The sequence below is a fragment of the Brachybacterium endophyticum genome (assembly GCF_003130585.1).
In the GTDB taxonomy this organism is placed as follows: domain Bacteria; phylum Actinomycetota; class Actinomycetes; order Actinomycetales; family Dermabacteraceae; genus Brachybacterium; species Brachybacterium endophyticum.
On sequence record NZ_QFKX01000005.1, the window covers coordinates 242,663 to 267,791 of the forward strand.

Consider the following 25,129-nt stretch of genomic DNA (forward strand, 5'->3'; position numbering starts at 1 on the left):
GGACGGCCTGTGGTCAGGCGCCAGGACCGAGCTCCGGCAGCCGCCGGATCCCGAAACTCTCCCGCAGCACTCGCCGGGCGGCGTGCAGACCGCTCATGCCGTGCACACCCGGCCCGGGCGGCGTCGCCGAGGAGCACAGCCACGCGCCGGTGTCGCCCAGTCGATAGGGGTCCCAGGCGGCCGTCGGCCGGACCACCAGGTGTGCGAGGTCCGCGCGGCCCTGGGTGATGTCACCGCCCACCAGCGAGCGATTGTGCCGGGACATCTCCGCCGCGGGGATGCCGTGCGCGGCGACCACGAGGTCCCGCACCCCCGGGGCCGCCTCTTCCAGGCGCTGCAGCACGGCCTCGGTCGGGTCGCGCGGGTCCCCGAGCGGCACGTGCGCGTACGCCCAGATCGGCCGGAGGCCGTCCACCTCACGCGAGGGGTCCACGAGTGTCGGGTCGCTCAGCAGCACCATCGGCTTCTCGGGCATGCGGCCGGCGGTGACCTCGAGCTCTGCGCGCTCCATCTCCGCTCGGGTCCCGCCCAGGTGCACGGTCCCGGCGCGTCCGACGTCCGGGTCTTTCCAGGGGATCGGGCCGGAGAGCACCAGGTCGACGGTGGCGGCGGCGGCGCTGCCGGCGGGGAAGCGACGGATCGCCCGCGCAAGTCTGCGCGGTGCCCTCGTGGCCAACATCCGCAGGGCGACGTGGGCCGGCGTGTCCAGGAGGACGGCGCGGGAGGGTGGCAGCTCCCGCAGGTCGCGGACGGGGGAGTCCGTGAGCACCTCGCCCCCGTGGGCGCGCAGGTCCTCCAGGAGCGCGGCGGTGATCGCCTGCGACCCGCCGACGGGGATCGGCCAGCCCGGCCCGTGTGCGAGCGCGGCGAGCATGATCGCCGTCCCGCCCGCACCGAGCGAGGGCAGCGGGCTGATGGTGTGGGCGGAGACGCCCGTCAGCAGGGCCCGGGCACGTTCGGTGCGCAGCGAGAGGTCCCAGGCGCGGGATCCCTGGGCGAGGGTGCCCAGGCCCAGGGCCGCGGCGGTGGCCAGTCCGCGAGGGGACAGGGTCTGCGGCGGGATCGAGCGCTTGTCACCGAGGGCCAGCGCGGCCAGCGCGCCCGGGTTCGCGGCCGCGACGCCGAGCAGGCGCCGCCAGGCCGGACCGTCCCGTCCCAGGTCGGAGGCGGTGCGCTCGAGGTCGTGCCACGCGATCGCAGCGGGCTCGTCGGTCAACGGCTGGGCGTAGGAGGCCTCCGGGACCACGAGCTCGACCCCACGGGAGGGAAGGTCGAACGCGCCCAGGAACGGGCTCGCGATCGCGAGAGGATGGACGGCCGAGCAGATGTCGTGGACGATCCCCGGGGCGAGCCCCAGGTCGATCGTGCGGGCACCGCCGCCGGGCACGTGCTCGGCCTCGTGGACCTGCACCGACAGGCCCGCACGGGCGAGCACCACCGCCGCGGCCAGCCCGTTGGGGCCGGAACCGACGACGACGGCGTCCGGGCTGCTGGCGGCCGAGGTCATGGGAACGAGCCTAGACGCCTGCCGCGGAGCGGGGTGAGGCGAGGGGCCTCAGGCCTCCGTGTCGAGCCTGTCGAGCTCCTCGTCGACGACCTTCGGATCGAGCTTCACGAAGATCGGCGAGGGCTTGGCGACCGGACGCCCGACCTCGACCTCGCGGTGCTCCCAGGCCGGGACGCCGGTGTAGTCGCCCGTGATGATCGCGTAGGAGGGGCCGCCGTCGAGATCGTCGACCTCTCGTGCTTCCGGCAGCGGAGCGATCACGCGCGCACCGCCCAGCGCCTTCTCCACCTGGTTCGCGGAGAAAGGCAGGAACGGCGAGAGCAGCGTGTTCAGATCGGTGACGGCCTGGGCGAGCACGTGCAGCACCGTGCGCAGGCGCTCCTGCTGCTCCGGGGCCTTGAGCTTGAAGGGCTCGGTCTCCGAGACGTAGCGGTTCGCCTCGCCCACCAGGCGCATCGCCTCGGCGATGGCGGCTCGCTGCCGGTGGATCTCGATCAGATGGCCGACGGTCGTGAAGCCCTCGCGGATCTGGTCGAGGAGTGCGCGGTCGACGTCCTCGAGCTCACCGGCCGCGGGGATCTCCCCGACGTTCTTCGCGATCATCGCCGCGGTGCGGTTGACGAGGTTGCCCCACCCGGCGACCAGCTCGTTGTTGGTGCGCGAGACGAACTCCGACCACGTGAAGTCGGCGTCCTGGCTCTCCGGACCCGCCGCGGAGATGAAGTAGCGCAGTGCGTCGGGCTGGTAGCGCTCCAGGACGTCCCGCACGTAGATCACGATGTTCTTGGACGAGGAGAACTTCTTGCCCTCCATCGTGAGGAACTCGCTGGAGACCACCTCGGTGGGCAGGTTCAGCTCGCCGAAGCGGCCCGGCTGTCCGCCCTTGTCGCCCTTGCCGTTCTGCGCGATCAGCTCGGCGGGCCAGATCTGCGAGTGGAAGACGATGTTGTCCTTGCCCATGAAGTAGTAGGTGAGGGCCTCGGGATCGTTCCACCACTTCCGCCAGGCCTCCGGATCGCCCTGGCGGCGCGCCCACTCGATCGAGGCCGAGAGGTAGCCGATGACGGCGTCGAACCAGACGTACAGGCGCTTGGTGGGCTGGGACTCCCAGCCCGGCACCGGGATGCCCCAGTCGATGTCGCGGGTCATCGCGCGCGGCTTGATGTCCTTGAGGATGTTCTGGCTGAAGCGGATGACGTTCTGGCGCCACAGACCGGTCGCCTCGCGCTCGTCGAGCCAGCGACCCAGCTCCGCGGCCAGCGCCGGCAGATCCAGGAAGTAGTGCGTGGTCTCGATGAACTCCGGCGTCTCCCCGTTGATGCGGGAGACGGGGTCGATGAGGTCGGTCGGGTCCAGCTGGTTGCCGCAGGCGTCGCACTGGTCGCCGCGCGCACCCGGCGTGCCGCAGATCGGACAGGTGCCCTCGATGTAGCGATCGGGCAGCGTGCGACCGGTCGAGGGAGAGACCGCCCCGGAGGTCGTCTGCTCGAGCATGTAGCCGTTGTCGCGCACCGCGACGAACATGTCCTGCACCACCTGGTAGTGGTTGCGGGTGGTGGTGCGGGTGAACAGGTCGTAGGACAGGCCGAGTGCGACCAGGTCGTCGACGATGATCCGGTTGTTGCGGTCGGCGAGCTCACGGGCGCTCACGCCCTCCTTGTCCGCCTCCACCAGGATCGGCGTCCCGTGCTCGTCGGTGCCGGAGACCATGAGCACGTCGTTGCCCGCCATGCGCATGTAGCGGGAGAAGACGTCGGAGGGGACGCCGAAGCCGGCGACGTGACCGATGTGGCGGGGACCGTTGGCGTACGGCCAGGCGACCGCGGACAGGACTGTGCTCATGGTCCCCGATTCTACGGACCCGCCGGGCCCCCGCGGACCCGACGTGCCGCAGGAGGGGTTCGGTGAGGACCGATACGCTGGCCGCATGAGCACCCAAGGCCTTGCCGCAGCACAGCAGAAGATGCGCGACGGGGGCGTCGCCCCGACGGCGATCGACGTCTTCTCCCGCTACTACCAGCAGCTCGAGGAGGGCGTGACCGGATCGATCCCCGAGGACACGATCCAGCCCTACCTGGACCCGCCGCGTCTGGACGACGTGACGATCGACCCCTTCCAGGCGAAGGAGGCGTTCGACCGCCTCGCCATCATCAACCTCAACGGCGGCCTGGGTACGTCGATGGGCATGGACCGCGCGAAGTCCCTGCTGCCCGTGCGGGACGGGAAGTCGTTCCTGCAGATCATCGTCGAGCAGGTGCTCGCCGCCCGGCGCGGCACCGGCTCGTCCCTGCCGCTGCTGTTCATGGACTCCTTCCGCACCCGCGACGACACGCTCGCGGTGCTCGAGCAGTACCCCGACCTGCCCGTGGGCGATCTCCCGCTGGACTTCCTGCAGAACAAGGAGCCCAAGCTGCGGACCGACGACCTCACGCCCGTGAGTTGGGGCGCCGATCCCGATCTCGAGTGGTGCCCGCCCGGTCACGGCGACCTCTACACCGCCCTGCAGACCTCGGGCGTGCTCCGGAAGCTGCTGGATGCGGGGTACCGCTACGCCTCGGTCTCGAACTCCGACAACCTGGGGACCCTGCCCAACCCGGTGCTCGCCGGCTGGTTCGCCGCCTCCGGCGCGCCCTACGCCGCCGAGCTGTGCCCGCGCACGCCCGCCGACCGCAAGGGCGGGCACCTGGCCGTGCGTCGTTCGGACGGTCGCCTGATCCTGCGGGACACGGCGCAGACGCCCGAGGAGGAGATGGACTTCTTCACCGACGAGCACCGCCACCCCTTCTTCCACACCAACAACCTCTGGCTCGACCTCGAGAAGCTCGACGAGGTGCTGCGCGCGAACGACGGCGTGATGCCGCTGCCGCTGATCCGCAACACCAAGACCGTCGACCCCTCCGACAAGACCAGCCCGGAGGTCTACCAGATCGAGTCCGCCATGGGCGCGGCGATCGAGGTGTTCGAGGGCGCGAGCGCGATCGTCGTCGGCCGGGATCGCTTCCTCCCCGTCAAGGCCACCAGCGACCTGCTGCTGGTCCGCTCGGACGCCTACGAGCTCGACGAGAAGCAGGCGCTCGTCCAGCAGGTGGAGTCGGCGCCGAGCGTCTCGTTGGACTCCGATCACTACAAGCTGATCGGCGACTTCGACGCCCGCTTCCCCCAGCGCGTCCCGTCGCTGAAGGAGGCCACCTCGCTGCGCGTCGAGGGGCGACACACCTTCGGGAAGGACGTCGTGGCGCGGGGCGATGCCGTGGTCGGTCCGGACGACCCGGAGCAGATCCCCGACGGGACCGTGCTGGGCGGCTGAGCGCCCGCCGAAGAGCCACGAGGGCCCCGATCCGCAGCGTGCGGGTCGGGGCCCTCCGTGTCCGTGCGCAGGGTCCGCGTGCGCAGGACCCGCGTGGGAGGCGGTGGCGTGCCGGGGCTACGGCTTCGTCGCGGCCGGCGCCGTGCTGCGTCCCTCCGGCTCGCGCACCAGGAACTTCTCGATCGGGGGAGAGGTCACCCAGGAGAGCGCACGCACGACGGGGCCGCGCGAGAGGAGCACCACCAGGGCGAGCGCCATCGCCACCGCGATCACCGTCTGCCAGTCCTTCGTGACCGCGTCCGACCACTCGAGGTTCCTCGGGATCTGCAGCAGAGCCGCGTGGGCCAGGTAGATGGTCAGGGACTGCACGCCGATCTCGGTGTACCAGTGGTGGCGCCGCGGGGAGACCATCACCACGGCGAGGGAGAGCACCGTCCCGCAGATCAGCACCATGATCCGGGTGACGACCCCGTACCAGGCGGCCACGTCCATGTCGGCGTAGCTGCGGGAGAGGGTGAAGATGTCGGTGCTGAACATCCCGTGGGTGAGGACGGCGACGAGGAAGGCGCCCACCAGGGCGACCGCTCCGATCGCGCGCGCACCGGGCAGGTCGCGCAGCTTGCGCAGGTGCTCGGGGGTGGCGACGAAGCCGAGCACGAAGAACGGCAGGAAGCTGAGCACGCGGGCCCAGGTGAGCTCCGTCCCGACCTGCGAGTCCAGCGGGGCGATCACCGAGATGGCGACGGCGAACACGAGGGGGTAGCGCAGCACGCGCAGCACGGGCGTGAACAGCCGCCAGAAGACCAGCGCGAGCAGGAACCACATCGTCCACGACGGGTCCCACAGGCTGATCGAGATCGGCTTGCCGTCGATCACGTTGTTCTCGACGGTGTGGATGACCTGGAAGATCAGGTAGGGGATGAGCATGCTCGTGAGCAGGCGGGCGACCTGGCGCGGCTCACTGCGGTAGGAGCGCGAGAGGAACCCGGTGATGACCACGAACGCCGGCATGTGGAAGGAGTAGATCCACGTGTAGACGATCTCCGCGAGCGGGGTGTGGATCTGCTCGAGCGTGTGGCCGACCACCACGAGCGCGATCAGGATCGCGCGGGCGTTGTCGAGCAGCGGGTCGCGGGCCTTCTTCTTCGGAGCGGGCGATGCGGCCTCCGGCCCCTGGGGCGACGCTGCCGGTTCCGGCGGGGGTGTCGGCGCCGCCTGGCCGGACGTGGGAGCCGCCTGCTGGGAGGACGCCGACGCCGCGGCCGGTGCGCTGCTCGTGCTGCGCCGCTCCACGGCGGGCCCCTCCGAGCGGTGGGAGCGCGGGGCTCGCCGCGGCCGGGTGACCGAGGAACGCTGCGGGACGGGCCGCTGAGCGGCGCCCGCACCTCCTGGCTGATCCTGCTCGGAGGACCCTGGGGGTGGATCCGTCTGTCCGGACATGGCCGTCCTTCTGCTCGGGGGGCTGCATGGACGGGCCGATGCTAGGACTCGGTGGCGGCGCGGCCCAAACCGCCGCGCCGCCACGTGGGATCAGTCGCGTCCGCGCTCGTAGCCGCGGCCGCCCGTGACGTCGAGCCGCTCGGGCAGGATGTTGCCGTAGCGGTGGTCGGTCGCGCTGATCGCCTGCTCGTGCAGGAAGCTCAGCAGCTCGATGCGACCGCTGGCCGTGACGGCTCCCCGGAACAGCGCCACCTCGACGCGCCGCGAGATCGCCTCCAGCAGCGCCTCGTCGGCCGTGCCGACGAGCCGGATCCGCGTGCGCTCGAGGGTCTCGACCCGCTCGGCGAAGTCCTCGGCGGACTCGACGCGGACCTCGACGCCGGAGCCGGCATCGGCCGAGGCGATCTCGCGCAGTGCCTCCTCGGCCACGGAGACCTCGATGTCCGCGCCGACGGTGCGGGCGGCGTGCAGCACGCGGCGCAGCTCGACGGCGCGGGAACCCTCGGCGGCGCGGACCACGGTCGGGATCTGCACGTACCGCAGCACGTTGATCTCGCCGTGCAGGTCCTGGGGATCCCGGGCCACGAAGGTGCTCGCCCAGTGCGCACGGTCCGAGGTCCGCGCGGTGGTCAGCCACGCCTCCTCGTCACGGATCGTGCCGTCGGGCGCGCGGCGGCCGACGACGTCCGAGGCGTCCATCAGGTGCACGAGGTAGTTCGGGCCGCCGGCCTTCGAGGTCTCGCCGATCGCGGAGCGCTTCCAGCCGCCGAACGCCTGGCGCTCGACGATGGCGCCGGTGATCCCGCGGTTGACGTACAGGTTCCCGGCCTCGACGTGCTGGGTCCACCAGGCGATCTCCCCGTCGTGCAGGGAGTGCAGGCCGGCGGTGAGCCCGTAGGCCGTGCCGTTCTGGATCGCGGTCGCCTCCTCGAGGGTGTCCGCGTTGACGATGCCCAGGATCGGTCCGAAGTACTCGGTGAGGTGGTACTCCGAGCCCTCCTTCACACCCTCGCGCACACCGGGGCTCCACAGCAGGCCGCTGTCGTCGAGCATCTGCGGCTGGGCGAGCCAGCGCTCCCCGTCGCCGAGCGTGTGCAGGCCGTCGGCGAGCTTGCCCTCGGGCTTCTCGATCACGGGCCCCATCTGCGCGGTCGGATCCGTGGGGTATCCGACGTGCAGGCTCATCACGGCGTCGGCGAGCTGCGAGGAGAAGCGCCGCGAACGGGCGACGGAGCCGACGGTGATCACCAGGCTCGCGGCCGAGCACTTCTGGCCCGCATGGCCGAAGGCGCTCATCGCGACGTCCTTCGCGGCCAGGTCGAGATCCGCGTGCGGGCTCACGATGATCGCGTTCTTGCCGCTGGTCTCGGCCTTGATCGGCAGCTCGGGGCGCCAGGACGCGAACATCGCGGCGGTGTCGTAGGCGCCGGTGAGGACCAGCTGGTCCACGCGCGGATCGGTGATCAGCGCCTTGCCCACCTCGTCCTCCGGCACGTCGACGATCTGCACCAGGTCCTCGGGGATGCCGGCCTCGTGGATGAGCTTGCCGATGAGTGCACCGCAGCGCTTGGCCTGCGGGGCCGGCTTCATGACCACGGCGCTCCCGGTGACCAGCGCGGAGAGCACGCCCCCGGTGGGGATGGCGACGGGGAAGTTCCAGGGCGGGGTGACCAGGGTCAGGGCGCGGGGCGTGAGCACCGCGTCCTCGAGCTCCTCGAGCATCTCCGCCTGCTCGGCGTAGTAGAGGGCGAAGTCCATCGCCTCGCTGATCTCCGCGTCGCCCTGCTCGAGGACCTTGCCGGTCTCCGAGGCCATCACCTCGAGGAGGTCGGCGCGATGGGCTGCGAACACGCGGGCCACGCGGCGCACGGCCTCGGTGCGCTCGCTGGACCCGCGGGCGGCCCACTCCTTCTGGGCCGCGAGCGCCCTGGTGTAGACGGCGTCGACGCCGTCGTGGGTGCTCACGTGCGCGGCCTCGATCTCGTCGATGCCCAGACGCGAGGTGCGCACCCGGTGGATGATGCCGGCCGCCCAGGCCTGGTTGACGGCCGTGGACATGTCGGTGTCCGGCGTGTTGGCGAAGGCCCCGGGCAGCGCCGGGATCACGGACGAGCCCAGCTCGGGGAGGTCGCCGCGCGCCTCGGCCGCGCGGTCCTGATCGCGGTTCGTGGCCACGGGCTCCTGCTCGATCGCCCGCGCGAGGGAGGCCTCGAAGCGCTTCTGCTCGCGTGCGAACAGCTCCTCGCTGTCCTCGAGCTCGAACACGGCCGACATGAAGTTCTCGCTCGAGGCGTTCTCCTCGAGACGACGCACGAGGTAGGACACGGCCACGTCGAACTCGTGAGGGGTCACCACCGGCACGTACAGGCGCATGGAGCCCACGGCCTCGCGCACGACCTGCTGCTGACCGGGGGCCATCCCGGCGAGCATCTCGAACTCGACCGCGTCGGTGCCCTCGAGACCGCGCTCGCCCATCAGCAGGTGGGCGAAGGCGACGTCGAACAGGTTGTGGCCGGCGATGCCCAGGTGGACGGCCCGGAGGTTCTCCTCGGTCAGGGAGTCCAGCAGGATCCGCTTGTACTGCGCGTCGGACTCCTCCTTGCTGTGGAAGGGGGCGCGGTCCAGTCCGTGCAGGAAGGCGTCGACCCGCTCGAGAGCGAGGTTCGCACCCTTGACCACGCGCACCTTGATGGGGGCGCCGCCGCGGGCCACGCGGTCCGTGGCGAAGCGACGCAGGCGCTCCATGGCCGCGCTCGAATCCGGCAGGTAGGCCTGCAGGACGATGCCGGCGTGCAGGTCCATCAGCTCGGGGCGGTCCAGCAGCTTCTCGAACACGTCCAGGGTGAGCTCGAGGTCCCGGTACTCCTCCATGTCCATGTTGAGGAAGGTGGGGGAGTCCTGGCGGGCCGCATCGAGGTAGAGCGGGAGCAGCGTCTCCACGACGTGGTCGACGGTCTCCTCCGCACCCCACAGCGAGAGGTGCTCGACGATCGAGGAGACCTTGATGGAGACGTAGTCGACATCCTCGCGGCTCACCATCGAGCGCACCGCGGCGAGTCGCCGCCCGGCCTCGCGGGTGCCGAGCACCGCCTCGCCGAGCACGTTGATGTTCAGGTCCGTGCCCTCGTTGCGCAGGCGTCGCACGGAGCGCGCCAGGTACGGGTCACGGGAGTCGAGGATCAGGTGCGAGACCATCCGGCGCATCACGGCCTGGGCCGTGGGCACCACCACGTGGGGGAGCGTGCGCGCGGTCGCGCCGCCGAACGAGATCACGCGGCGCAGGGGAGCGGGCAGGAAGGCCGGCGGGTCGGCCGCCAGACGCCTCAGCTCGCTCGCGGCGGCCCGCGGGTCCTCGGTGCGGATCACGCGATCCACGAAGGCGACGGTGAAGTCCAGCCCCTTGGGGTCCTTCAACAGATCTGCCAGCAGCTGGGCGGAGCGGGGGACGGGCCGATCGGCGGCCTCGTGGACCCAGTCCCTGACCTGCGCAGCGACCGTCTCCGGGGCAATGGACGTGGTGCGGATCCCCGTGGTGGTGGGCAACGCTGTTCTCCTGGTTCGTCAAGCTCATCGCGGCGGGCACTCCCCGCACGCTCCCACCGGAGCCGGAGCGGAGCAAGGACGGTGATCATCCCGCCCGTGGCGGGTGCGGGCGACGGTGCCCGGTTCGTCCCAGGACTCGTGCAATCCCGTGGGACCGTCATCGTACGTCTGCGCACCGGGTGGTGTGTGCCACGATGGGTCCATTGCGGCAGTGTCCGAAGCTGCCCCGGACGGAAGGCAGAACATCATGAAGAAGGTCATCTTCCTGCTCGGCCTCGTGCTCGGCTTCTTCGCCGGCTCCCGCATGGGCCGCGGACCGTACGAGACGCTGGAGACCAAGGCCCGCGAGCTCGCCGACGATCCGACGGTGCAGCAGAAGGCCGCCGACGCGAAGGAGAACGCCGGCGCCTTCGCGCAGCGCGCGAAGGAGAAGGCCCCGGACGTCGCCGACTCCGTCAAGGGAGCGGCCACCGGTGCCGCCTCCGCGGTGAAGGACCGTGCGACCCATCGCGGCGATGAGGGCAACGGTGCGAGCAGCTCCGATTCCTCCGCGTCCACCGACAGCACGGCCGGTGGCGACGCCGAGGTCGGCGACAAGCCGCTGAGCGCCGGGGACCGCTGAGCCCCTGCACCGCGGGTCGCGGCATCCCCGATGCAGCGACCCGCGGTGCCCATCACGTCAGCGAGCGCGCCGACCCCGCGGGGTCGGCGCGCTCTTGTGTTGACGGCAGGGGCAACCGGGCCGGCAGGGGCAATCGGGTCGGCAGGGGCAACCGGGCCGGCGGCTCCGGGCGTGCGCCGGCGGCTCCGCTGGTCCGCCCGCCGCTCGGATCAGCCGATGACGCGGACGCCCGCCCGCTCCTGCTCCTGCATGAAGCAGGCCCCGCACAGGGATTCGTAGCGCACCTCGGCCCGGTCCTCGATCTCGACCTGGTCGCCGGAGAAGACGGGACGCCCGTCCACGGTGCGGCAGTTGAACTCGGCCTGGGAGCCGCAGCGACACATCGTCGGCAGCTTCTCGAAGTTGTCGGCCAGCTCGAACAGACGCCTGCTGCCGGGGAACTCCCGGGTCAGGAAGTCCGTGCGCAAGCCGTAGCAGATCACCGAGATGCCCTCGGTCTTGGCGATCAGGAACAGCTGGTCCACCTGCAGGGGCGTCAGGAACTGGGCCTCGTCCACGAGCACGCAGTGCAGCGGCCGGGCCTCGAGCTCATCGGCCGCGGCCGTGATGCGGGTGCGCAGGTCGTCGTCCTCCGCGACGAGGACGTCTACCCGGCGGCTGGCGCCACCGCGGGCCACCACCCAGTCCTCGCCCTTGGTGTCGATCGAGGGCTTGACCGTGAGGGTCGCCAGGCCCCGCTCGGCGTAGTTGAACGCCGTCTTGATGAGGGTGTCGGACTTCCCGGAGTTCATCGCTCCGTACTTGAAGTGCAGCTTGGACATGGGGTGGCGGCTCCGGGGTCTCGGGTGTGGTCGGGAGGCGGGAGATCGGGCGATCGGGCGATCGTGGAGGGGGCAGCACGGATCCGGGCCGCCGGTCGGGTCAGAAGGCGTCCATGACGCTCGGGCGCGGCCCGGCCAGCACGGCGTCGAGCAGGCGCTCGGCCGGAGGATCGGACTCGGCCCTCAGCCCCAGGCGGCGGGCATCGGCCAGCGAGCGCCCACCGCTCAGGAGGAGCGCGGCCGCGTGCACGTCGAGCTCGACGCGGCCGAGAGAGCCCTCGAGCGACGCGGGAGCGGCATCGGGATCCAGCTGCTCGACCTCGATCGCCCCGTCGTGCACGTCCACTCGCCAACCACCGGCGGCACGACAGGAGGCGGCGGCGGGCGTCGTGTCCTCGACCCACAGGTCCAGCGTCCCGCGACAGTGCTCGGGAGCCGGCCTGGCGCGCAGCGCACGGGCGGTGTCGACCAGCCGCATCATCACCAGCGGGACGATGTCGTCCGGGGTGCGCAGCCCCCCGCCGGGGAGCAGGTCGAGGACGGGGTCCTCGGTGCGCAGGCGGAGCCGTGCCGCGTAGGTGACCGTCGACCAGCTGCCCAGGTGGTGCAGCAGAGCCAGGAGGTCCTCGCGATCCCGGCCCAGGACCTCGTGGACCTCGAGGCCGGCGCCGTCGGACCCGGGGGAGATCCTGGAGAAGGAGAGGTAGCCGCGATCCCGGCCCTCGTCGTCCTGCAGCAGGATCGCGCCCCACGGCGCGGCGGGGAGGCCCTCGGGGAACAGCGGACCTCTCCGGCGGAGCATCCCGTTGTCCCCGGCGGTGAGCTCCTCGTAGAGCGCACGGAGCCGGGGCATGGTGTGCTCGGTGACCGCGACCGTGCGTCGCCCGGGCACCCGGGCGACCCGCTGCAGCTCGCCCAGCGGCAGGACGATGGCGTGTGTGCGCGCGATCAGCTGGTAGCCGTGGCGCCGGTAGATCGCCGGGTTCGAGGGGTAGAGCATCGAGAACGCCATGCCCTCGGCGGCGCAGCGGCCCAGGGCGGCATCGATGAGCTCGGAGAACAGGCCGACGCCGCGATGGGCGGGATGGACGGCGAGTCCGCCGATACCCCCGCAGGAGGCCGTGCCGCCGCCCAGTGCGATCTCGTCGCGGCGGATGCAGGCACCGGCGGCCAGCATCGTCCGCTCGTCCCCGGGGACGACGGCGGCGTCGATGCCGATCGGGATCTGGGCCGGGGAGAACGGCGCGGGCACCTCGGAGGGGACGCCCCCGAAGGCCTCGGCCGTCAGCCGTCGGTAGGCTGCGAGGTCCTCGGTCGTCAGATCGCGTGCGGGCATGCGCAGAAGTCTAGGGGCGGCTCCTCCCGGCCGACGACCGGCTGATCCCCAGGCGGTGCCCCGGTGGGCTGGCTTAGGGTGAGCGTCGTCCCCGGCCCGAAGGAGAGACTCGTGAAAGCACGCTCCCGGCATTCGACGCTCCACCAGCGCGCGCCGCGCAAGCCCATCACCCGGACCAACACGGCCAAGCACACCGGCCGCGAGGACCTGACGCGTCGCCTCAGCGCGGGAGCCGCCCTCAGCGAGCAGCAGCCCCGGCGCCACATCCCGGTGGGCCTGTCGACCTCCTCGGTGTTCCCGCTCGGGGTCGAGGACTGCTTCCGTCTGGCCTCGCACATCGGCTACGACGGCGTCGAGGTGATGGTCTCGGTCGACAACGCCAGCCGGGACCCCGACCTGCTGCGCGCCTACGCCGAGGAGTACGACCAGCCGATCCTCTCGTTGCACGCGCCGACCCTGTTCTTCCTGCAGTTCGTGTGGGGGCGTGACCCGTGGGTGAAGCTCGAGCGCACCGTCCAGATGGCCGTGGAGGTGGGCTGCCCGACGGTCGTCGCGCACCCGCCGTTCCGCTGGCAGGGCGAGTACGCACGCGACTTCGTGGGCGGCGTGCATCGCCTCGAGGAGGAGTACGGGATCGCGATCGCGGTGGAGAACATGTACCCGTGGCGCCTGGGCGTGCGCGAGGCGATGGTCTACCTGCCCGACCACGACCCCACCGACGAGGAGTACGACCACGTGACCGTGGACCTCTCCCACGCGGCCACCGCGGGCGACGACGCGCTGGCGATGGTCGACCGGCTCGGGGACCGTCTGAGCCACCTGCACCTGGCCGACGGCACCGGGCGCACCACCAAGGACGAGCACCTGCCGCCGGGGGAGGGCACCCAGCCCTGTGCCGAGGTGCTGCGGCGCCTGGCCAACCGCGGCTGGCAGGGATCCGTGCTGCTGGAGATCAGCACCCGCGGCGGATCGCGCAAGCGCCCCACCCATCGCGAGGACCTGCTGCGCCAGAGCCTGCTGTTCGCCCGGCACCACCTCGGCCACCATCTGGACGAGCGGCTGCTGCGTGGAGGATCGGCGCCGGAGGACAGGGCCGAGAGGACGGGCTGACCACCCGCCTCCCTGCCCACGGGACCCGGGTGTGATCGGACACGGGCCCCGCACCGCCCCAGGATCGGGGTGAAAGAATGCCGCGAGCGGACCCTCTGCCCCGGGGACGCCGCAGAGACTACGACGCGCGAAGGTGACCGGTGTGAGCGAGAACTCGGGATTCGTCCATAGGAACACGGCGCTGCTGGCGGTGGAGGCCACCGAGGCCCAGGTGCCCGTGTCCTCCGACGAGATCGACGAGATGCTCGCCCCCGCCCGCCGCCGCCTGCGCCTGCCGCGAGGGATCCTCCAGCGCGTCGCCGGGGTCCACGAGCGCCGCTGGTGGCGCGACAAGGAGTCCGGCTGGAAGCAGGGCATCGTGCTGGCCGCAGAGCGCGCCATGTCCCGGGCCGGCATCACCCGCGACCAGGTGGGCGTGCTGATCAACGCCTCGGTCTCCCGTCAGCACCTCGAGCCCGCCGTCTCGACCTCCGTGCACGACGCACTCGGCATGCCCCGCAGCTGCATGAACTTCGACATCACCAACGCCTGCCTGGGCTTCGTCAACGCGATGACGGTCGCCTCCGGCATGATCGAGTCCGGCCAGATCCAGTACGCGCTGATCGTGGGCGCCGAGGACATCGAGGAGGTCCAGCACGGCACCATCGGGCGCCTGAACGCCAAGGGCGCGACGCGCGAGGACTTCAACAACCAGTTCGCCTCGCTGACCCTCGGCTCCGGCGCGGCAGCGGCCGTGCTGGGGCGCGCCGACGCCCACCCCGAGGGCCACCGGATCACGGTCACCCAGGCGCGGGCAGGCACCGAGCACCACGAGCTGTGCATCGGCGACATGGACGACATGCGCACCGACAGCGAGGGCCTGCTGGAGAACGGGATCGAGCTGATCCTGGACACCTGGAAGGACGCCAACGCCGCCGGACACGACTTCGCCTCCATCGAGCACGTCATCCCGCACCAGGTCTCGATGGTCTACACCCGCAACTTCTCGAAGATCACCGGGGTGGGCATGGAGCGCATCCCGATCTCGTTCCCCGAATGGGGCAACGTCGCCTCCGAGGCGGTCCCGATGACCCTGGCGCGACACCAGGAGAACATCGCGCGCGGCGAACGCGTGCTGCTGCTCGGGGTCGGCTCCGGTCTGAACACCGCGATGATGGAGGTCCAGTGGTGAGCGCAGCCTTCGCCCGCACGCCCCGCGCCGCCGCCGGTGCGCCCGAGCTGCCCGGGGTCGATCCCCGGGCCTCCCGGGTCGTCGAGGCCCGCGATCACGACGGCGAGCTGCGCAGCTGGCACCTGCTGGACTCCGCTCCGCTGCTCGCCGAGCGCGGCGTCACGCCGCGCGGCACGCTGCTGGCCGTCCACGGCAACCCCACCTACTCCTTCCTGTACCGCTCACTGATCCGCGAGGACATCCCCTGGCGGGTGATCGCCGTGGACCAGCTGGAGATGGGCTTCTCCGAGCGCACGGGCACCGAGCGCCGCCTGCAGGACCGCATCACCGACCTCTCGCTGCTCACGGACACGCTCTCGCTGCGCGGCCCGGTGGTCACGGTCGGCCACGACTGGGGCGGGATCGTCTCGGTGGGGTGGGCGCTGGACAACCGCCACGACGTCGCCGGCATGATCCTCACCAACACCGGCATCCACCAGGAGCTCGGCGAATCCCTCCCGCGGGCCCTGCAGCTGGCGACGGCCCCGGCGATGCTGCCGCTCAGCACCTCGGTGACCGACGCGTTCCTGCGCACCACCCTCGCGCTGTCGAACCCGCCGCTTCCCCGCGAGGTCCAGGACGCCTACCTCGCTCCCTACCGCACCCGTGCACGTCGTCGCGGCATCGAGACCTTTGTCGCCGACATCCCCGCGAGCGCGAACCATCCCAGCCGCGCCACGCTCGAGCGACTCGCGGGCGGCATCACCGGGATGGACGTGCCCACCCTGTTCGCCTGGGGACCGCGCGACGTCACCTTCTCCGACCACTACCTGCGGGACCTCGTCGAGCGCGTCCCGCACGCCGACGCGCACCGCTTCGAAGGCGCCTCCCACCTGGTGTGGGAGGACGCCGACGTCGCAGGGCTCGTCTCCGACTGGCTCGCACGGACCTTCGGTGACGCCGGTGGCCCCCGTGAGGGCGGGGACACGCTGCGACCGGTCTCCAACTACGCGCAGCAGGCGCCGGAGATGCACCTGGGCGAGGCCATCAGTCGCCGCGCCTCGGATCCCGCCACCGCCCGGCTGCCCGCCGTGGTCGAGCTGGGGGAGGACGGCGAGCCCTCCCGAGAGATCAGCTGGTCCCTGCTGGCCCAGCGCACCGAGGACATCGCCGCAGGGATGCGCGCCCACGGGATCATGCCGGGGGACCGCGTGAGCGTGCTGATCACCCCCGGCGCGGACCTCACGGCCGTGCTGTACGCGTGCCTGCGCCTGGGGGCGGTCGCGGTCATCGCCGACGCCGGACTCGGCACCGACGGGCTGACCCGGGCCGTCGTCGGCTCCCATCCCGACTGGATCATCGGCATCGAGAAGGCCCTCGTCGGAGCCCGCACCCTGGGATGGCCCGGACGCCGCATCAGCGTCCCGCAGCTGCCCACGGTCGACCGCGCGGCCCTCGGCGTGGACACGTCGATCGCGGAGCTCGCCACCCAGGGTCGCGAGATGCGCGCGCTCGGGGCGTCGCTCGATGCACCCTGGCCTGACCAGGACGCCGACGCGGCGGTCCTGTTCACCTCCGGCTCCACGGGCCCCGCCAAGGGCGCGGTCCTCACCCACCGCCAGATGGGGGCTATGTTCGCCGCCGTCGGCGACACCCTGGAGCTGGAGGCCGACCGCGGGCTGGTCGCCGGGTTCGCCCCGTTCGCGCTGCTGGGGCCCGCGCTGGGCGCGCCCTCGGTGGTGCCCTCGATGGACATCACCCGCCCCGGAGACCTCACGGCCCCCGCCCTCGCCGCGGCCGTCGACGCGCTCGGCTCCCCGGCCGTGTTCACCGCCCCGGCCGCGCTGCGCAACATCATCGACACCGCCGACGACCTCGACGAGACGGGACGCGCCGCGCTCGCCCGGGTGCCGAGCTTCTTCTCCGCGGGCGCCCCGATCCCGGCTCCGTTGCTGCGTGAGCTGCGGCAGGTGATGCCCGCAGCGCGTGCCCTCACCCCCTACGGCATGACCGAATGCCTGGCCGTGGCCGCCATCGACCTCGAGGGCATCGAGGCGGCCGGGGACGGCGCCGGGGTGTGCGTGGGAAGGGCCGTGGCACGCACCGAGATCGCGATCGCCGTGATGGACGAGAACGGCGCCACCACGGGAGAGATCAGCACCGATCCGGGCCGCACCGGCGAGATCCTCGTGCGCGCGCCGCACGTGCGCGACCGCTACCTGATGCTGTGGGGCACGACGGCGAAGGCCAGCCGATTCGAGGGCTGGCACGCCACCGGGGACGTCGGCCACCTCGACGAGTCCGGACGGCTCTGGGTCGAGGGCCGCACGGCCCACGTGCTCGCGACCGCCGACGGCCTGGTGACGCCGGTGCGCGTCGAGGCCGCTGCCGAGTCCGTCCCCACGGTGCGCCGGGCCGGTGCCGCGGCCGTCGGACCCCGCGGCACCCAGCAGGTGGTCGTCGTCCTCGAGACCGAGGACGGCTACCGCCCCGGCCGCGCCCGCACCCCGCGACCGGCCGAGGTCCCGCTCCAGGAGGCCGTGCGCCACGCCGTGCAGCAGGCCACCGGCCTCGAGATCGCCGCCGTGTTCACCACCGCGTCGCTGCCCACCGACATCCGTCACAACTCCAAGATCGACCGCGCGAAGCTCTCCGCCTGGGCGGAGCAGACGCTGCAGGGCCGGAAGGCGGGCCTGTGAGCCGCACCGTCCTGGTCACCGGCGCCTCCGGCATGCTCGGCGGCGCCGTGGCCCGCGCCCTGCGTGACTGCGGCGACGAGGTGCGGGCCTTCCAGCGCCGCGGCGCGGACATCCCCGGCGTCACGGACGTGCGCGGATCGCTCACCAGCGCCGCGGACGTGCTCGCTGCGGCCGACGGGGTCGACGCGGTCATCCACCTGGCGGCGAAGGTCTCCTTCGCCGGGGACGTCGCGGACTTCCGTGCGGTGAACATCGACGGCACCCGTCACGTCCTCGACGCCCTGCGCGCGCAGGGGGGCGGGCGTCTGGTCAACATCTCCTCGCCCTCGGTCGCACACCTCGGCACCTCGATCGTCGGACTCGGCGCGACTCCCGCCGACCCCGAGCGCGCCCGGGGCAACTACGCCCGCACCAAGGCCGCTGCAGAGCTCGAGGCGATGGCGGCCGACGGCCAGGACGGCCTGCTCGTCACCAGCGTCCGTCCCCACATCGTGTGGGGACCGGGGGACACCCAGCTGGTGGGTCGGATCGTGGACCGCGGCCGCCGCGGCACCCTCCCGATCCTCGATGACGGCATGGCCCTGATCGACACCACCTACGTGGACAACGCCGCCGACGCGATCCTCGCCGCCCTCGACCGCATCGACCACGTCCACGGCGAGAGCTTCGTGGTCTCCAACGGAGAGCCCCGCACCGTGCGCGACGTGCTGGGAGGCTTCTGCGAGGCGGCCGGGGTCCCGCGACCGAGCCTGCACGTGCCGGGCTCCCTCGCGCGCCTGGCAGGACGCCTCGCCGAGAAGGTCTGGGCGATCCGCCCCGGGCAGGACGAGCCGCCGATGACGGAGTTCCTCGCCGAGCAGATGTCCACCGCCCACTGGTTCGACCAGCGACGCACCCGCGAGCGCCTGCAGTGGATCCCCGCCGTCGGCTTCGACGAGGGGCTCGAGCGCCTCGCGGCCTGGTACCACGAGCATCCCCTGGAGCCCGCCCATGCCTGAGGAGGATCCGATGAGCCAGAGCAGCCCCGACGCCGCCGCGGACGAGGCGGCGCTGCGCGCCGAGGTCGATGCCGAGCTCGCGGCCGAGCGCGCCGCGAAGAAGCGCGCGGGCGACCGCCGCGTCGGACTGGTCCTGCTGGTCGGAGCGGTGATCGGCTGGATCGCCGCCCTCGCGCTGTTCATGGACAAGATCTTCCTGAGCGCCAACCCCGGCGCCCAGCTCGGCTGCGACGTCAACCCCTTCATCTCCTGCGGGACGGTCATGGAGACCTGGCAGGCGAGCGCGCTGGGCATCCCGAACATGGCGATCGGCCTGGGCGGCTACGCGATCATGGGCGCCACCGGCGCCCTGCTCGCCTCCAGAGCGGCCCTGCCCGTCTGGTTCCGCTGGGCGGCGCTCGGCGGGATGGTCTTCGCCTTCGCCCTCGTGCACTTCCTCGCGATCTCCGCGATCTTCGTGATCCACGCCCTGTGCCCCTGGTGCCTCGTGGTGTGGGTCGTGACCGCCCCGATGTTCTTCGCCCTGCTCGCCAGCACCGTCGAGCGCGGGATCCTCCCGGCGCGGGGCGTGCTCGGCCGGGTCCTGCGGCATTGGATCGTGCTCACGGTGGCGTGGTACCTCCTGGTCGCCATCGTCATCCTCGCCGGCTTCTGGAGGCAGTGGCTCGCGGTCCTCGGGCTGGGCTGACGGGCCGCTCCCGCAGTCCTCCCCAGGGTGCGGTTGTCCCCATCCTGGCTCCGGCACGCGCGGCCGCGCGCTCGCGTCCCTACTGTCGCGGGCATGTCCCGACACCCGCGCTCCCGTCAGCGTCAGACCGCACAGCCCCCGTCCGGACGTGCCGCCGGGGCCGTCGCACGGGGCAGCGCCGGGCACGCTCAGCGAGCCCGTCCCGGCCGCCACCGACGACGGGACGAACGCCCCGAGCCGCTCGTCGAGGTGCGAGCGCACCGTGAGGCCGCCGCCGACCCCTGGTGGCAGCGCATCCCTCGTCCCTCACCCGCGGCCCTGGCAGGTCTCGCCGTCCTGGTGCTGATCGCCGTGGGCGCCGTCCACCTCACCTCACGGGGGAGCGCCGTGGCGACCGCAGGAGCGGATCCGGTGGCATCTGCGCCCGCCGGGGCGAGGTCGACGAGCGACTCCGCTCCGTCCGCCGCGGACCGCCCGCCGACCGGTGCCGAGCACGAGTCGGAGGGAGGCGCCCCGCCGGTTCCGCAGGGCTCCGCCGAGGACGCCCGCGCGGACAAGGGAGGGCGCGGGGCGGCGGTGGCCGAGGCACAGGAGACCGCTGTCGGCACCGACGAGTCGTCGACGGTCGTGGTCTACGTCTCCGGCGCGGTGAAGGAGCCCGGCGTGGTCGAGCTGCCCGCCGGTGCACGTGTCGCCGACGCCATCGAGGACGCAGGCGGGCGGACGGCGAAGGCCGATCTGACCTCGGTGAACCTGGCCCGCGTGCTCGTCGACGCCGAACAGGTCCACGTTCCCACCGAGGGGGAGGCACCCGCTGCCGCAGCCGGTGCCGGCGGGCCCGCGGCGGGCAGCGAAGAAGGAGACACCGCCGCGCCGGATCCCATCTCGGCAGGGCCGGGGGCGGAGGAGGGACCGAGCGCAGGCGCCGCGGTCGACATCAACACCGCCGATGCGACGGGACTCCAGGAGCTGCCCGGCGTGGGCCCGGCGATCGCCGAGCGGATCGTGGAGCACCGCGAGCAGAACGGACCCTTCGCGAGCGTCGACGACCTCACCGAGGTCTCCGGGATCGGCCCGGCGACCCTCGAGAAGATCCGCCCCCGGGCGACCGTCTGACCGATGGGGACCCGCGCAGATCTGCGGATCCTCCCCGCAGCGACGGCACTCTGGGGGCTTGCCGTCCTGGGCATCGCCACCGGCGTGCGCATCCAGCTGCTCGCGATGCTCGCTCTGGCCCTGCTCGCGCTGCTCGTCGCGGTCTGCGTCCGCCGGCCGCGGGTGCTCCGGGCCGTGGGCGCTCATCTCGTCCTCCTCGCCCTCGGTGCCGTCCTGCTGGTGCCCGCGACCGGGCGACAGGAAGCCGCAGCGCTCACCCTCGAGGATGCCGCGGGCAGCGGCCGCATCCTCGAGGCACAGGCCGTCGCGAGCGGCGACGCCGCCGCGAGCTCCTCGTCACTGCCAGGGGCACAGGACCGCCGCCAGGTCATGGCGCGCCTTCCCGCCGGTCCCGTGCGTATCGGTGTCGACGCCGCAATGCTCTGGGCCTCCTCGAGCGTTCTGCTGACGGGCGACCAGGAGACGCTCGGAGCCGTTCGGGATCACGACCACCTGCGGCTCCGCGCGACGGTCGCCTCCGCCGACGGCTTCGTCGTCCTCGCGGTCACGCGTCTCGAGGTGGTCTCCACGCCGCACGGACCGGCGGCGAGGATCCGGGAGAGCGCACGGGGATCGACCTCCGACCTGCCCGCCGACGAGGCCGCTCTCGCGCGCGGCATGACCACCGGGGACACCAGCGGGATGAGCGAGAGCACCGAGGAGATCATGCGTCGCGCGGGCATCTCGCACCTCGTCGCGGTCTCCGGCGCGAACATCGCGCTGGTCCTGGGTGCGGTGCTGGTGCCGTGTCTGCTGCTGGGCATCCCGCGCAGACCCCGCCTGGTGCTCGCAGGCCTCGCGGGCGCCGCCTATGTCGCCCTGGTCGGGGACGAACCCTCCGTCCTGCGCGCCGCCACCATGGCCGCACCGATCCTCGTCGCGCGCTTCCTCGGGGTTCGTGTTTCACCGCTCGCGGCTCTCAGCGCGACGATCGCCCTGTGGTCGAGCCTGGACCCGGCCCGGGCCGCGTCGATCGGCTTCCTGCTCTCGGCACTCGCGACCGGTGCGATCCTGCTGCTCGCTCCCGTGCTCGCGCGTGCACTGGTGGCGGTGAGCGGGGAGAGAGTCTCCCGCACCTGGGCGCTCGTCCTCGCGGTCCCCTTCTCCGCGCAGGCCGTGTGCACGCCGGTCCTGATCCTGCTCACCCCCGAGATCTCGATCTGGGCGGTCGGGGTGAACATGGCCGTCGCCCCGATCGTCGGGCCCGCCACCGTGATCGGCATGGTCGCGACGGTCCTGAGTCCGTTCGTGCCGGGTATCGCCCATGTGCTGTGGCAGGTCTGCGCCGGCGGCGCACACCTGATCATCCTGGTGGCGCGGACCGCGGACGGGCTGCCCGGCTCGAGGATCGCCGTCCCGGAGGGCGCAGCCGGTGTCGTGCTCGCTCTCGGCGTGCTCGCACTGGTGGTGATCGCCGCACTGGGCCACCGCAGCCGGGCGGTGCGGTTCGTGCTGGCGGCGGTGCTGGTCGCCGTCCTGGCGCCGCCGGTCTACCAGCGCCTTCCGCTGCCGGGCTCGGGAATCCAGGACTGGCGTGTCGCCGCCTGCGCCGTGGGCCAGGGCGATGCCGTCCTGCTGCGCGAGGACGCCGCAAGGGGCGAGGACCCGGCGACCGTGCTGGTGGACACCGGACCCGATCCGGATGCGCTGCGCCGCTGCCTGGACAGGATGCAGGTGCAGCGCATCGACCTGCTGGTCCTCACGCACCCGCATGCCGACCACGTGGGCGGCATCGAGGCACTGACGGGCCGGCGGACGCCCCTGGCCCAGTGGGTCTGCCCCCTCCCCGAAGCCGCTGCTCGAACGGTCCCCGGCGCGCCGACGCAGGTCGCGACGACCGGCACCACCAGCCGCCAGGGCGACCTCGGGCTCGAGGTGCTGTGGCCACCCTCTGCGGCGACCGTGCGGGAGGCCTCCTCCCGGGAGACCGGGGGAGAGGACGACGACTTCAACGACTGCTCGGTGACGATCGCCGCGACCTGGCCCGACGGCACGCGGTACGTGGGCCTCGGCGACCTCGAACCGATCGCCCAGGCGCAGCTCCTCGCCGGCGGCGTGCGCGAGGCCGACGTCGTCAAGACGGCGCACCACGGCTCGCGCCGTCAGGAGCCGGCGCTCTACGACGCGCTCTCCCCACAGCTGATGCTGTTCACCGCGGGCAGGGACAACAGCTTCGGCCACCCCACGGCGCAGGCGCTGGGGATCGCCCGGCGCGAGGGTGCCGGCAGCGCCCGCACCGACGTCGACGGCACCGTGGTCCTCACCTCCGACCAGCCTCTGGTGCCGCGAGGCGTCGGGCGGCCCGGATAGGATCGTTCAGCCGTACCCCACCCCGCCCGATCCGCTCACTCCACGTCCCGAAAGGAGCTGCCGATGGCCGACGTCGCCTGGCACAGCGTCGACCTGGCCCCCGTGGTGCTGATCCACGGCACCGAGCCGCTGATCGCCGCGCGCGCCGTGGAGCGCCTCAAGCAGCTCGCGCGGGAACGCGACCCCGAGGTCGCAGTGCACGAGATCGGCGGGGAGAACGCGGTCGCCGGCGCCCTGATGCAGGTCGCCAGCCCGTCGCTGTTCGGGGAGGGGCGCCTGGTGCTGGTTCCCGACCTGCAGTCCGCCCCCGAGGCGCTGGTCAACGAGATCTCCGGGTACATCACCGCACCCGAGGACGACGTCACCCTGCTGCTGGTCCATCGGGGCGGCAACCGCGGGAAGAAGCTGCTCGATGCGCTCAAGAAGGCAGGCGTCCCGCGCGTTCCCTCCGACCCCCTCAAACGGGCCGGGGACAAGCAGACCTTCGTCACCGCCGAGTTCACCCGCGCCGGTCGCCGCATCCAGCCCGATGCGGCGGCGGCACTGGTGGACGCCTTCGGCACCGATCTCTCGGAGCTCGCCGCGATCAGCCGCCAGCTCATCGAGGACACCACCCCGGAGGAGGGCGAGCAGGCCGGGCCGGTGACGCTGGAGCACGTGCGGGGCGTGACCGCCGGCCGGGTCGAGACCACCGCCTTCGCGGTCGCGGACGCGACGATCGCGGGACGCGAGGCCGAGGCGCTCGTGCTGCTGCAGCAGGCGCTGCTGGCCGGAGCCGACCCGGTCCCGCTGGTCGCCGCGATGGCCTCCAAGATGCGGGGCCTGGCCAAGGTCAGCGCGCCCGGCGCATCAGCCAGGAGCCTGGGCATGCCGGACTGGATGATCCGGAACCTCTCCCGTGACGCCCGCGCCTGGAACGACCGTTCCCTGGCGCGGGCCCTCGACGCCGTCGCGCAGGCCGACCACGAGGTCAAAGGTGCCGCACGGGACCCGCGCTGGGCCGTGCAGCGCATGATCATCGAGATCTCGCGCGCCCAGCGCTCCCGCTGACCGCCCGGGCCGCCCGGCCCGAACGCACGAGGGCCCCGCACCGATCGGTGCGGGGCCCTCGTGAGCGGCAGGGGCTGCCTCAGGCGGCGACGCCTGCGACGAGCTTCGCGAGACCGGACTTGCGGTTCGCGGCCTGGTTCTTGTGGATGACGCCCTTGGAGACGGCCTTGTCGAGCTTGCGCGAGGCGACCTGGAGAGCGGACTGCGCACCGGCGGCATCGCCCTCGGCGACGGCAGCGCGCACCTTGCGCGAGTAGGTCTTCAGCTCGCTCTTGTACGCGCGGTTGCGCAGGCGGGCCTTCTCGTTGGTCTTGTTGCGCTTCATCTGCGACTTGATGTTTGCCACGGGACTCTTCTCTTGCTCTGGGGTGTGGTGGAACGTCCGCGGCTGCAGAGGAACGGCCTCGACGGGGACGGGCGGTGGGGATTCGCCTGGAGACGTCGGTGCCGGGTCGCTGCCGCGGTCACGCACCCGGGAACGCTCACTCCGGCGCGCCCAGACACGGCGGGCTGCCGGGTGTGCATACACCGGGCGGTATGTCACACATACAAGCCAGGATGTTACCAGCCACGCGGCGTTTCACCGCACCCATGTGACGTGTCGCGCCAGGAGCGGCGAGCGGGTGCACCCGCAATCGCGGCCCGTGTCCCAGGGCCGGGCGGGTCAGCGCCAGCCGTGCACGCGCCCGGTCTCGGCGACGACCGTCTCGAAGCGCGAGCGGTCGATGCTCGCACCCTCGCGTCGCACGGCGGAGGCGGGCAGCCGCAGCAGCCGGTCCACCCGCACCTCGGAGGGGCGCTGCTCGCGGTCCCACGCGCCGGTCCCGATGTCGACGTAGGTGGAGCCGTGGGCATCGGTGTGGGTGCCACTGCCGCGATCGCGCGAGGTGAGCATCAGGCCGATGACGACCTGGCCGGACCCGTCGTGCCCTCCGACCGCGGCGTCCTCGAGGGCGAGGACCAGGACGGGCCGGTCCTTGCCCTTGCCCATGTCCTCCTCGAAGGGGACCCAGCCCCAGACGATCTCGCCGGGGTCGGCGTCACCGTCCGCGCTGGGGGAGTACGAGATGCTCGGCGCGGGCGAGGAGGAGCGGTCGGCGAGCGCGGCATGGCCGCCGGCCTCGCGCGAGGAGCGTCCGTCGGCCGGGGCATCGCCGGCGCGGGCGCCGCGGTCCTGCCTGCCCTGGATCGCCTCGACCGCGCTGCGACCCAGGTCGCGGGCTGCGCGACGGGCGGTGCGGGACCGCGCGAGACGGGTGAGGATCGAGCCGAGCTGTGAGCCGAGGGCCATGCGGGGAACTCCGGGGTCGGGATCGGTGAGGGGGCGGATGCTGCCCTGTCGCGCCGGAACGGTGGTCGGGACCTGCTTCGCGCCGAGCACCATGGTAGACAG

Annotated in this window: 18 protein-coding genes; 10 read left to right on the forward strand and 8 right to left on the reverse strand. The window is 72.5% G+C overall.

Annotated elements, in window-relative coordinates; all coding sequences use genetic code 11:
* Window positions 1–13 precede the first annotated feature (13 nt).
* Both DEO23_RS13245 and metG read right to left on the reverse strand, forming a co-directional pair.
* Entirely contained in the window at window positions 14–1,507 is a 1,494-nt protein-coding gene (locus DEO23_RS13245; RefSeq protein WP_109276488.1) for a phytoene desaturase family protein, read from the reverse strand.
* Between the two features lie 48 nt (window positions 1,508–1,555).
* Window positions 1,556–3,349, reverse strand: a complete 1,794-nt coding sequence (gene metG / locus DEO23_RS13250; RefSeq protein ID WP_109276489.1) for a methionine--tRNA ligase — start codon at window positions 3,347–3,349, stop codon at window positions 1,556–1,558.
* Window positions 3,350–3,434: 85 nt separating this feature from the next.
* Here metG and DEO23_RS13255 point away from each other — a divergent pair, with 85 nt between their 5' ends.
* Entirely contained in the window at window positions 3,435–4,814 is a 1,380-nt protein-coding gene (locus tag DEO23_RS13255; protein WP_109276490.1) for a UTP--glucose-1-phosphate uridylyltransferase, read from the forward strand.
* A 117-nt stretch (window positions 4,815–4,931) separates the two neighbouring features.
* On the opposite strand, the gene DEO23_RS13260 is transcribed toward DEO23_RS13255, so the two are convergent.
* Window positions 4,932–6,254: an acyltransferase family protein gene (locus DEO23_RS13260; protein ID WP_133249880.1), complete on the reverse strand. Its 1,323-nt coding sequence runs from the start codon at window positions 6,252–6,254 to the stop codon at window positions 4,932–4,934.
* Between the two features lie 90 nt (window positions 6,255–6,344).
* On the reverse strand, window positions 6,345–9,797 hold the full coding sequence (locus DEO23_RS13265; RefSeq protein WP_109276492.1) for a bifunctional proline dehydrogenase/L-glutamate gamma-semialdehyde dehydrogenase: 3,453 nt from the start codon (window positions 9,795–9,797) through the stop codon (window positions 6,345–6,347).
* Between the two features lie 247 nt (window positions 9,798–10,044).
* On the opposite strand from DEO23_RS13265, the gene DEO23_RS13270 reads away from it, so the two are divergent.
* Window positions 10,045–10,419, forward strand: a complete 375-nt coding sequence (locus DEO23_RS13270; RefSeq protein WP_109276493.1) for a hypothetical protein — start codon at window positions 10,045–10,047, stop codon at window positions 10,417–10,419.
* Between the two features lie 209 nt (window positions 10,420–10,628).
* On the opposite strand, the gene DEO23_RS13275 is transcribed toward DEO23_RS13270, so the two are convergent.
* Both DEO23_RS13275 and DEO23_RS13280 read right to left on the reverse strand, forming a co-directional pair.
* Window positions 10,629–11,240 carry a thymidine kinase gene (locus DEO23_RS13275; RefSeq protein ID WP_109276494.1) on the reverse strand — a complete coding sequence of 204 codons (612 nt, stop codon included), beginning with the start codon at window positions 11,238–11,240 and terminating at the stop codon, window positions 10,629–10,631.
* A 100-nt stretch (window positions 11,241–11,340) separates the two neighbouring features.
* On the reverse strand, window positions 11,341–12,576 hold the full coding sequence (locus DEO23_RS13280; protein ID WP_109276495.1) for a GNAT family N-acetyltransferase: 1,236 nt from the start codon (window positions 12,574–12,576) through the stop codon (window positions 11,341–11,343).
* 111 nt (window positions 12,577–12,687) lie between these two features.
* Here DEO23_RS13280 and DEO23_RS13285 point away from each other — a divergent pair, with 111 nt between their 5' ends.
* The 8 genes from DEO23_RS13285 to holA all read left to right on the forward strand — a co-directional run bounded on the left by DEO23_RS13285 (window position 12,688) and on the right by holA (window position 23,736).
* The gene (locus DEO23_RS13285) at window positions 12,688–13,686 is read left to right on the forward strand and encodes a sugar phosphate isomerase/epimerase family protein (protein ID WP_109276496.1); all 999 of its coding nucleotides are present in this window, start codon (window positions 12,688–12,690) and stop codon (window positions 13,684–13,686) included.
* A gap of 142 nt (window positions 13,687–13,828) precedes the next feature.
* The gene (locus DEO23_RS13290) at window positions 13,829–14,857 is read left to right on the forward strand and encodes a 3-oxoacyl-ACP synthase III (protein WP_109276497.1); all 1,029 of its coding nucleotides are present in this window, start codon (window positions 13,829–13,831) and stop codon (window positions 14,855–14,857) included.
* Entirely contained in the window at window positions 14,854–17,535 is a 2,682-nt protein-coding gene (locus DEO23_RS13295) for an alpha/beta fold hydrolase (RefSeq protein ID WP_240613403.1), read from the forward strand. The genes DEO23_RS13290 and DEO23_RS13295 overlap by 4 nt, the downstream gene beginning before the upstream one ends.
* A 32-nt stretch (window positions 17,536–17,567) precedes the next feature.
* A complete protein-coding gene (locus tag DEO23_RS13300) occupies window positions 17,568–18,533 on the forward strand; it encodes an NAD-dependent epimerase/dehydratase family protein (protein WP_109276587.1) in 966 nt (321 codons plus the stop codon).
* A gap of 10 nt (window positions 18,534–18,543) precedes the next feature.
* The gene (locus DEO23_RS13305) at window positions 18,544–19,221 is read left to right on the forward strand and encodes a vitamin K epoxide reductase family protein (RefSeq protein WP_109276499.1); all 678 of its coding nucleotides are present in this window, start codon (window positions 18,544–18,546) and stop codon (window positions 19,219–19,221) included.
* 93 nt (window positions 19,222–19,314) lie between these two features.
* Window positions 19,315–20,337 carry a ComEA family DNA-binding protein gene (locus tag DEO23_RS13310; RefSeq protein WP_109276500.1) on the forward strand — a complete coding sequence of 341 codons (1,023 nt, stop codon included), beginning with the start codon at window positions 19,315–19,317 and terminating at the stop codon, window positions 20,335–20,337.
* Between the two features lie 3 nt (window positions 20,338–20,340).
* Complete coding sequence (locus DEO23_RS13315; protein ID WP_109276501.1) at window positions 20,341–22,686, forward strand: ComEC/Rec2 family competence protein; 2,346 nt, start codon at window positions 20,341–20,343, stop codon at window positions 22,684–22,686.
* Between the two features lie 63 nt (window positions 22,687–22,749).
* Window positions 22,750–23,736 carry a DNA polymerase III subunit delta gene (gene holA, locus DEO23_RS13320; protein WP_109276502.1) on the forward strand — a complete coding sequence of 329 codons (987 nt, stop codon included), beginning with the start codon at window positions 22,750–22,752 and terminating at the stop codon, window positions 23,734–23,736.
* Window positions 23,737–23,815: 79 nt separating this feature from the next.
* On the opposite strand, the gene rpsT is transcribed toward holA, so the two are convergent.
* Together rpsT and DEO23_RS13330 are read right to left on the reverse strand one after the other, a co-directional pair.
* On the reverse strand, window positions 23,816–24,082 hold the full coding sequence (rpsT, locus tag DEO23_RS13325; protein WP_109276503.1) for a 30S ribosomal protein S20: 267 nt from the start codon (window positions 24,080–24,082) through the stop codon (window positions 23,816–23,818).
* A 318-nt stretch (window positions 24,083–24,400) separates the two neighbouring features.
* Window positions 24,401–25,027: a type II toxin-antitoxin system PemK/MazF family toxin gene (locus tag DEO23_RS13330; protein ID WP_109276588.1), complete on the reverse strand. Its 627-nt coding sequence runs from the start codon at window positions 25,025–25,027 to the stop codon at window positions 24,401–24,403.
* Window positions 25,028–25,129: the final 102 nt, after the last annotated feature.

What these genes read in the sequence shown, in the direction of transcription:
- DEO23_RS13245 (WP_109276488.1), bottom strand. Translation starts at nt 1,507, where the DNA reads ATGACCTCGGCCGCCAGCAGCCCGGACGCCGTCGTCGTCGGTTCCGGC.
- metG (WP_109276489.1), bottom strand. Translation starts at nt 3,349, where the DNA reads ATGAGCACAGTCCTGTCCGCGGTCGCCTGGCCGTACGCCAACGGTCCC.
- DEO23_RS13255 (WP_109276490.1), top strand. Translation starts at nt 3,435, where the DNA reads ATGAGCACCCAAGGCCTTGCCGCAGCACAGCAGAAGATGCGCGACGGG.
- DEO23_RS13260 (WP_133249880.1), bottom strand. Translation starts at nt 6,254, where the DNA reads ATGTCCGGACAGACGGATCCACCCCCAGGGTCCTCCGAGCAGGATCAG.
- DEO23_RS13270 (WP_109276493.1), top strand. Translation starts at nt 10,045, where the DNA reads ATGAAGAAGGTCATCTTCCTGCTCGGCCTCGTGCTCGGCTTCTTCGCC.
- DEO23_RS13275 (WP_109276494.1), bottom strand. Translation starts at nt 11,240, where the DNA reads ATGTCCAAGCTGCACTTCAAGTACGGAGCGATGAACTCCGGGAAGTCC.
- DEO23_RS13280 (WP_109276495.1), bottom strand. Translation starts at nt 12,576, where the DNA reads ATGCCCGCACGCGATCTGACGACCGAGGACCTCGCAGCCTACCGACGG.
- DEO23_RS13300 (WP_109276587.1), top strand. Translation starts at nt 17,568, where the DNA reads ATGCTCGGCGGCGCCGTGGCCCGCGCCCTGCGTGACTGCGGCGACGAG.
- DEO23_RS13305 (WP_109276499.1), top strand. Translation starts at nt 18,544, where the DNA reads ATGAGCCAGAGCAGCCCCGACGCCGCCGCGGACGAGGCGGCGCTGCGC.
- DEO23_RS13310 (WP_109276500.1), top strand. Translation starts at nt 19,315, where the DNA reads ATGTCCCGACACCCGCGCTCCCGTCAGCGTCAGACCGCACAGCCCCCG.
- DEO23_RS13315 (WP_109276501.1), top strand. Translation starts at nt 20,341, where the DNA reads ATGGGGACCCGCGCAGATCTGCGGATCCTCCCCGCAGCGACGGCACTC.
- holA (WP_109276502.1), top strand. Translation starts at nt 22,750, where the DNA reads ATGGCCGACGTCGCCTGGCACAGCGTCGACCTGGCCCCCGTGGTGCTG.
- DEO23_RS13330 (WP_109276588.1), bottom strand. Translation starts at nt 25,027, where the DNA reads ATGGCCCTCGGCTCACAGCTCGGCTCGATCCTCACCCGTCTCGCGCGG.